Raw genomic sequence first — 869 nt, 5'->3', positions numbered from 1 at the left:
GGCCGCGCCGCGCCGTCCGCTGGACGCGCCGCCACCGTCCGAGCCGTCTCCTGAACGCCACTGCCTGGCCAGGGACAGGCTCAGCCGCACGGCGTCCGCGCTCCGCGCCCTCCCGCCGCGCTGCCGCGATCTGCTGCGGCTGCTGGCCGCCTCCGCCAGCTACACGGAGGTCTCGGCGGCCCTGGACGTCCCGATGGGTTCGATCGGCCCGACCCGTTCGCGCTGCCTGCGCCGCCTTCAGGAGGCCGTCGGTGACTGACCGGACCCTGCGCGACCTGCACGCCGCCTTCCTCCGGGACGATCCGCCCCCGCCCCGCTCCTACACCGCGGCCCGGGCGGCGTTCGCCCTGCTCGATCTGGACGCCCGGCTGGCCGAGCTCACCACCGACACCGCCCTGGCCTCGGCGGGTCTGCGCAGCTCCACCCGGCTTCTCACCTACACCGCGGGCGGCACCACGCTCACGCTGGAAGTCGCGTCGACGGGCCGGACCCGGTCGCTCACCGGGCTGCTCACCCCGGCCGTCACCCCGGCCGCGGTCACGGTCCGCACACCGTCCGGGACGCACCCCGCCGTGCTCTCCCCCACGGGCCACTTCCTCGCCGACACCGTGCCCACCGGGCTGTTCATGCTCCACGTCGCCTTCCCCGACGGCTCGACGCTCGTCACCAACTGGACCAGGATCTGAAGGAGAACTCTTGCCCGTCAACGAAGCACTACGGCTCACCGACGTCGGCGAGGTGCGCAGGGCGGCCCTGGCGCTGCGGGATCGAGGAGAGCTGCCGCAGGCCCTGGACGTGCTCGGCCGCGCGGAGCAGGGCGCGGGGGACGAGGTGGGGCGGGCCCGGCTGTGGTCGGCGCGGGTCGCGGT

Annotated in this window: 2 protein-coding genes; both read left to right on the top strand. The window is 75.4% G+C overall.

What is annotated here, in order from left to right; all coding sequences use genetic code 11:
• A partial coding sequence (locus ACYVE7_RS34850; protein WP_460370924.1) for an RNA polymerase sigma factor occupies window positions 1–259 on the top strand: 259 nt, incomplete at its 5' end.
• The gene (locus ACYVE7_RS34845) at window positions 252–686 is read left to right on the top strand and encodes a hypothetical protein (RefSeq protein ID WP_460370922.1); all 435 of its coding nucleotides are present in this window, start codon (window positions 252–254) and stop codon (window positions 684–686) included. The genes ACYVE7_RS34850 and ACYVE7_RS34845, both read left to right, overlap by 8 nt.
• Window positions 687–869: the final 183 nt, after the last annotated feature.

It is taken from the genome of Actinocorallia lasiicapitis, assembly GCF_054778695.1.
The sequence above is the reverse complement of the archived record's forward strand: the minus strand, read 5'-3'. Positions and strand labels throughout refer to the sequence as shown.